This window comes from Algoriphagus yeomjeoni (assembly GCF_003259505.1).
Taxonomy (GTDB): Bacteria; Bacteroidota; Bacteroidia; order Cytophagales; family Cyclobacteriaceae; genus Algoriphagus; species Algoriphagus yeomjeoni.
Genome location: NZ_QLLK01000004.1, coordinates 436,751 through 445,317, shown reverse-complemented (window position 1 = coordinate 445,317; position 8,567 = coordinate 436,751). Strand labels below are relative to the sequence as shown.

2 protein-coding genes are annotated in these 8,567 nt (G+C 42.1%); both read left to right on the top strand.

Annotated elements, in window-relative coordinates:
* A partial coding sequence (locus LV83_RS09280; protein ID WP_146613702.1) for a T9SS type A sorting domain-containing protein occupies nt 1–1,839 on the top strand: 1,839 nt, incomplete at its 5' end.
* 452 nt (nt 1,840–2,291) lie between these two features.
* On the top strand, nt 2,292–8,567 hold a 6,276-nt coding region (locus tag LV83_RS09275; RefSeq protein WP_394335798.1), incomplete at its 3' end, for a choice-of-anchor tandem repeat GloVer-containing protein.

Here is an 8,567-nt window from a genome sequence, read left to right as displayed (position 1 = left end):
TACAATACAACGATTGCTATCGGAACAGCTACAGATAACAACTACAACTTCACACCGCTGAACAGCAGCACCTTTGAAGTAGGTCTTAAATCCCTTATCATTACTGCAACCGATGCCTCTAAATTCTGCGGTCAGACCATTGTTTTCACAGGCCAAGAATTTACTCAGGAAGGTTTGGTAGGTGGAGATGCTATAAGTTCGGCAACTATAACATCCGATGGTACTGTTGCATCAGCAGGTACATCAGATTCACCTTATGCTATCAATATATCGAATGCAGTGGGACCAGGATTGAGTAATTATAACATTACTTATGTACCTGGAGAATTGACAGTAAATGTTGTTTTGCTAGATGTAACTAGCGCTCAAACCCCACGAAGCATAAATGAACTTGTAACAATTACTATTGGTGTTACAGATGGATCTACAAATCTTTCAGATGTCCTTGTTACACTGAATGTAGGAGCTGTTTCATATACAGAAACATCAGAAAATGGTATAGCGACCTTCGATCTAGGGAAATTAGCTGCAGATCTTTATGCTGTAACAGCTCAGGCAGGTGGCTGCACTGAGTCGGAAGAAGTATTCCTTCCAGTTTACGATCCTGCAGGAGGATTTGTAACCGGTGGTGGATGGATAGATTCACCTCCTCTTGCAATGACTGGCGATAAAGCAAATGTTGTTGGTAAAGCGAACTTCGGATTCAACGCTAAATACAAAACTGGTAAAAACAACACCAATGAAGTGGATGGAAATACAAACTTCCAGTTTAAAGCAGGAGACCTACACTTCTCAAGTGCTACGCATGATGATATGCAGTTGGTGATTTCTGGAGCTAAGGCTACCTATACAGGTACAGGAACAGTGAATGGAGCTGGAGACCATAAATTCAGAGTTATTGCCATTGATGGAGATTTATCCGGAGGTGGTGGAGTTGATAAGTTCAGAATTATGATCTGGGAGAATAACTCCTCAAGTACTCTACTTTATGATAACAAACGTGGAGTCTCTGAAAGTGGTGATGACGCTACTGAAATTGGCGGTGGATCTATCGTGATTCATAAACCAACTGGCAAAGGCAACAAACGTATCGTCACTGATCTGGTAAGTGTACCTTGGAACACGCCAACTGAAGTAATAGAGAAGAAGATCGCTAGTATGAGTGCTGGATGGTTTGATGGAAAAGGCATCAAGTTGACCATCAATTCTGAATCCTACAATCCACTTGCAGCTGGGTTCTATGAATTGAAAGTTAATGTGCAGGAGAACGAATGGTTTGCACTTGATGAACCAATTACAGTTAATGTACTCGTGGCAGACAAGCCTTTGGCAACTGATATTATACTGAGCAATTCTATTCTCCTTAGAAATATCATTGCAGGTACGGTGATCGGTGATTTGAGCACCATTGATCCTGCAGATGATCAGCATACTTACACGATAGCAGAGCAATCTGACTTTGAGCTAGTAGGCAAGTCAATTGTTTGGAAGGGCGATGCCATCCCATCCAATTCAATACTAAGGGTATTCAGTACTGATAGAGCAGGGCAGACGATAGAGCGATCTATAGAACTGACAAGAGAACCTAGATTCGGTGACTTTACTATGTTCCCTAACCCAGCAGAATCTGCTGTTACGATTGAGGTTGAATTGGAACAAAGTATGAATGTTGGAATAAGAATCTATGATGCTGTAGGACGTTTGGTATTTGAAGATGAAAGAGTCCAAAATGGAATTTCTAAACATCAAATCACTATTGATCATCTAAGTCCTGGCTTGTATACAGTTCAGTTGAAAACTGGCAAACTTATAATGAACAAACGATTAATCAAAAAGTAAAGGATCTAATCCTTAAAGTTGAAAGCCTCTCCTGGTAAAATGGGAGAGGCTTTTTTATTGATTTTGATGAAGTAGTAATCTGGAAATTCAAATACAAGAAATAGACTAATCGACTAGGTCATTTTTAGATTTATTAGGATAGAGGGGATAACAGGGAAGACTCTTAATCAAATTTTCAGCGGGAAATAATCCCATGCCTTGGGACAGTCATAAGGGTCGTTTGTCCTAGGTTGATTTTAATCCACCTTGATTTTTTACAAGTTAGACTTAAGAGACTAAATACATTTTTTGTTGCCTTATAATCAAATTAATTACTAACCCTTGGGTAAGATTTATAGCAACTAGTTAAGTGTTTTGAGATCTGATAAAAAGTTTTCTAGATGGATTAGTCTTAGGTGAAAAATACTCTGAAAAGAATTTAAGATAGAGTTTACCAACTAAAAAAAAATAATATGAATAGAATATTACCCAAAAAATCTCCTAACTGGCAGATAAGCTCTTTTACTTATGGTAAAAGAAATTTCACTGTCCGCTCATTGCTGAGTCTGTTCTTTTTTATCTTAGTTCTAACTATATCGCCATTGCAAGCGCAAAGTCCCAAGTTTTTTGGACTGACCTCTCAAGGAGGAAAGGATGGTACAGGTGCAATCATTGAATACGATGTCAATAAGCAAATGCTGATTGATCCTGCTCCTACGGGATTTACAAACGCCTCACCAGGAAAACCTCTGTTCAATGATTTGACCGAGATTAACGGCAAGTTGTATGGATTGACCTATGGGGGAGGTGCTTTTTTTAGTGGCGTTTTGTTTGAATTTAACCCTTTAAATGGAGTCTATACAAAAAAGCATGACTTTGCAAGCGCAAGCTTCCCAAATGGGGGGCTGATAGAACTCAATGGCAAACTGTACGGGACAACTTCAGGCGGTGAAAACAATGCAGGAGTCATTTTTGAGTTTGACCCAATGACTGGTTTGTATACGGAAAAGTATGAGTTTATTACCGAGGGATCCACTCCTTCAGGTGGTTTGGTAAACTTAAACGGAACACTTTTCGGATTAACGTATTCTGGTGGAGTCAATAATTTGGGGGTTATTTTTTCATTTGATCCTTCGAGAGAAATCTATTCTAAATTACATGATTTTGATGGAGTAAATGGCAGTTTACCTTGGGGCAGTTTGACAGTCCTTAATGATGTACTCTATGGGACTACTACTAGTGGTGGAACTACGGATAATGGTGTCTTATTTTCTTACGGCGAAAATGAGTTCACGGAATTATTTGAATTCACGAAACTACTCGATTTTTCAGAAGGAAAGGATAGCAATTCTCAGGATGATGGTGGATTGACAGTTTTTGGAGATAATCTTTATGGGACAAGACCTAAAGGTGGTAGTACTGATAACGGATTTATTTTTGAGTATAATCCGAGTAGCAAAACATTTTTCACCTTTGATGTATTCGATGGTGCAAATGGAAGTGCTCCTTTTGGTGCTTTGAACCTTTTTAACGGCAAGCTTTACGGGATGACAGTATATGGTGGGACAGACAATGTCGGTGTTCTCTTTGAATTCGAACCCACGTCCAATTCATACATCAAAAAGAGGGATTTCGAAAAGGAAAGCGGGAGCCTTCCGTTGGGCAGTTTGACAGAGTTTAATGGTAGACTATACGGTATGACCACTTCAGGAGGAGTTAGTGATTCTGGAGTTATTTTTGAGTTTAACCCTTTTACTGATGGTTATGCTTCCAGAGTTGATTTTAATAATACCAATGGTAGCTTTCCCTCTGGCAGTTTGACCTTGTATAATGGGATGTTTTACGGCATGGCCGCAACAGGTGGAAAGGGTAAAGTTGGAGTTATTTTTTCTTTTGATCCGGCAACCCAAAATTATACACCCCTTGTGGAGTTTGATGGAAGCAATGGTGCTAAACCATCAGGAGACTTGACTCTCTTTAATGGTAAATTCTATGGGATGACTCCAAATGGAGGGGCAAATGATCATGGGGTGATTTTTATGTACGATCCCGTTAATTCCTCATTTGCAAGAATGGCTAATTTTGATCAATCAAGCGCTAGTGGTGGATCTCCTTTTGGAAGTTTGACGGTACTCAATGGTAAATTTTATGGGCTTTCAAAAGAAGGTGGAATAAATAATAAGGGGGTTGTATTTGAGTTTGACCCTGTCTCACAATCCTTTACCAGTGGGGCTTCTTTTGAAGGGCTCGACGGGGAAGGACCAATTGGAAGTCTAGTTGAATATAATGGTATTCTTTACGGAATGACTACTTCAGGTGGTGCTAATCTTGGAGGAGTGATTTTTGAGTATGATCCTGGTTCAAATGAAATTGTAAAAAAGTTTGATTTTGAACCTGCCAATGGGATGACTCCTTTTGGTAGCCTGACTGAATATAACGACAAACTTTATGGGTTGACCTCTGGTGGGGGAGCAGGAAATGGTGTTTTGTTTGAATTTAACCCCAATACGGATACTTTCAGTAGAAAACACAGTTTTAGTTTGGCGAGTGGTGGATCTCCTTACGGCACCTTATCAGCTTACGGCGGTAAATTATGGGGTATGACCTCAGTAGGGGGCTCCGAAAATTATGGAGTTGTATTTGAATATGATCCTTTCAGTAATTCCTACCTCAAGACTGCGGATTTTAATTTGACAAATGGGGGATTGCCCTTATATGGTCAACTCACTTTGTTAGATACTCCACCTGCTGAATTGAGTTTGTCAGCTACCAAAGTAGATGAGACTTGCCCAGGAAGAAATGGTAGTATTGATTTGACTATCATAGGAGCTAGCGGTACTCCTGTTATCTCATGGATAGGTCCTGATTCTTTTACTTCCTCCGTGGAAGATTTGAATGACCTAGTTGCTGGATTATATACGGTAGAAGTTACAGATGATGCTGGTGCTACCGGAACCCTTGAGGTAGAAATTCTTTCAACACCTGATTCTGAAGCCCCAACTGCCGTAAGCTTAGGTGAAGTAGTAGATGTAGCAGTAAATGTGGCCGCGATACCAAATGCCTTTAATTCACCTCTTGGTTTATTCAATATATCAGCACAAACATTTCAGGCAGTATCGACCGGTTTTATGTCCCGTATTGATGTGGAAATTGCCAGCACAACTGAGCCGGGCACGATTACTTTAAACCTCTACAACGGTACCGATCCCAATAATCCGGGGACGCTGCTGGGTACTGCTTCTTTTGCGAACGTAGATGCTACTGATGCATTCGTCCCCTTTATCTTTGATAGTCCAATTGCTGTTACGGCAGGGAGTTCTTATCTAATGACCCTAACCACCACGGGGAATCATAGAATACAAACAGCTGTAGTGCTTGGTGGTGATCCTTATTCTGGCGGTACTTTCTATTCATACAGTATAAATACCAATACTCTTATAAGCTCACAGATTAACGACTTGATTTTTAAAACCTACGTGCTGAAGGCCGGTGCCACCACCCGACTTTTGGCCTTGGATGCCAATGGGAATTTCAACTTGAAGCCAGAAGACATTGACGGTGGCAGCAGTGATAACTGTGGTATCGCAGATAGCTCCATAAGCCCAACAACATTCAGCTGTAATGATCTCGGTAGCCCTAAGCTAGTTACTTTAACGGTATCGGATGCAGCAGGCAATCAGTCATCTGCTTCTATTGATGTTACCGTCATTGATCCTTTTGGTGTTTGCAACCAACCCCCGGTAGCCGTAGCTAAACCGCTGGTTTTATCGGCCAGCGAAAACTGCCAAGCAGTTGCAGTAGCCACTGACTTTGATGGAGGTTCGACCGATGCCGATGGGGATCCACTTACCTTCTCGGTAAGTCCAGCAGGGCCTTTCCAATTAGGAGTTACACCGGTTATATTAACAGTTACCAATAGCAAAGGTGCATTTAGCACTGCCACTACTACTGTTACCGTAAAAGATGATACTGCTCCGATTTCTCCGCCTGCACCTGAAGACTTGAATCTGCAATGTGCTAGTGAGGTTCCGCCACCGATGGATTTAACAGCAACTGACAATTGTTCAGGTTCAATTACTGCAAGCCCGACCATCATCTATTATTCAGATGAATTTCCTTTAGGTTCCTCTGATTTAGATTTGCTCAATCTTAATGATATCTTTCGTGGCAGCTTTGAAGAAGTGCGTACCTGGACCTTTACCGATGCCGCTGGCAACAGCTCCTCTGTAAGTCAGACGATTATCGTGAAAGATATCACTCCTCCTGTTGCTCCACCTGTTCCGGCTGATGTAACCGTGGAATGTGCTGCTGATGTGCCCGCTCCTGTTGATTTGACTTTTACAGATAATTGTGATGATGGAGGAACAGTAACTTTATCTCCTACCAGCAGTATTATCTTTGATGCCAATGGAGTTGACTTCACTGAAATTCGCACTTGGACCTTTACTGATCCATCAGGAAATACCACTTCAGTAAGCCAGAACATTAGGGTTGAGGATACTACGCCTCCTGTGTTGGTTCTTCAGGACGTTACAGTAATCATCCGTCCTGATGGAACGGCAGATGGTAACCCCTTAAATAATGGAGCGATTGTTCAACTTAGTGATAATTGTGGGATTAGAAGTGTAGGCGGTACTGGATCAAGCACTTATACTTGTGATGATCTAGGCTCTTTTACCGTTACAGTAACTGCTTTTGACAATGCAGGGAATCAAACCTCAGGAGACTATACATTGACAGTAACCGATCCAAATAATGTGTGTAATAAGGCTCCAGTCGCAGTTGCGCAACCTCTCACGGTCTCTGCCGATGCAAATTGTGCGGGTACGGCTACCGCTGCTGATTTTGATGGAGGTTCTACAAATGCCGATGGCGATCCACTTATCTTCTCAGTAAGTCCTGCAGGTCCTTACCCATTGGGTGTGACTGCTGTGACCCTGACGGTTACAGATCCTAAAGGTGCTTCTAGTACAGCAACTACCACAATAACTGTCGTAGATGATACTCCTCCGGTGGTGACTGTACCAGCCGACATAACGGTGAACAATGATCCGGGCCAATGCACTGCCACTGTCAGGGTGACGGTAAATGCTTCGGACAATTGTACCACCATCGGAAAGGGAGGCTTGATTACCTTAAGTGAGCTAGGTTCTGCAGGTTCAATTGGTGATTTCTCGGTTACTGCTATTTTTCCAGTAGGAACGACTACTGTATTTGTAGATGCGGAAGATGCTGCGGGCAACGCGGCACCTAAGCAGAGCTTCACGGTTACTGTACTAGATACAGAAGCACCAGTGACACCAGTCTTGGCTGATGCGACAGGTGAATGCAGTGTAACAGTAGAGGCCCCAACCACGACAGACAATTGTCATGGTACAATCATAGGAACGACCACTGATCCAACTCAATACACGGCGCAGGGTAATTACCAAATCAATTGGACATTTGATGATGGCAATGGAAACAGCACTTCTGCTATCCAGAATGTAATTGTAAAAGATGTGACTGCTCCAGTGATCACATTGATTACTCCGACACCAACGGCAGTACTGGGCTTAAACAACACAGTGACACTGCAGGCAACTGATATTTTTGCTGCCACTGATAACTGTAGCGGTGTAGAATTTAGCCCAACATCTTTCACGTTTGATTGCGATAACCTGGGCGACAATATCGTTTCGGTATCCGTGACGGATGCAACAGGCAAAACGGCCAATGCCAACGCTACGGTGAATATCTCTGATAATTTAGCCTTGGCCATTGATGCTTCCGAGTCAGGTACTCCTGTTCCACTAGGAAACGATGCGGTTCTAACAGCAACTGTGTCTCCGGCTGTGGAAGGAGTAGAAGTAACCTTCTCTTTAGATAATGGAGTTTATGAAGAAACTGCATTGACTGATGCTTCAGGTTTGGCAACAATCACTGTTTTATCTTCTGAATTAAGTAGCTTACCTGTTGTCTATAAGGTATCTGCGACAATAGATGAATGTACAGGTCTTGTTGAATCAGTGGCTTACCTGCCGATTTATGATCCTAACGGAAACTTTGTCACCGGCGGTGGCTGGATTATGTCTCCAGAAGGTGCCTACAAAGCTGATGAAAGCCTAGCCGGTAAAGCAAACTTTGGATTTGTATCCAAATACAAGAAGGGTTCAAATCAAGTAGATGGCAATACTGATTTCCAGTTCAAGGCAGGAGATTTGAACTTCAAGTCCTCCTTGCATGAATCAGGCACCTTGGTGATTTCCGGTAAGAAAGCTACCTATCGAGGAGAAGGAACAATCAATGATGTTCCAGGATATAGATTCACTTTGGTAGCACTTGATGGTAACTGGAATGGTGGCTCAGACCCTGACCAGTTCCGAATCAAAATCTGGGGTGAATCAGGAATCATCTATGACAACGGATTAGGTGCTGATGACAACTCTGATGCTTCGACTGTCTTGGGCGGCGGTTCAATTACTATCCATCAAGCAAAAGGTAAAGGACCTAAGAGAATACTTACTGATCTGGTAAGTGTACCTTGGAACACGCCAAATGAAGTAATAGAGAAGAAGATTGCTAGTATGAGTGCTGGATGGTTCGAAGGAAAAGGTATCAAGTTGACAATCAATACTGAATCCTACAATCCACTTGCAGCTGGGTTATATGAGCTGAAAGTTAATGTGCAGGAGAACGAATGGTTTGCACTTGATGAACCAATTACAGTTAATGTACTCGTGGCAGACAAGCCTTTGGCAACTGATATT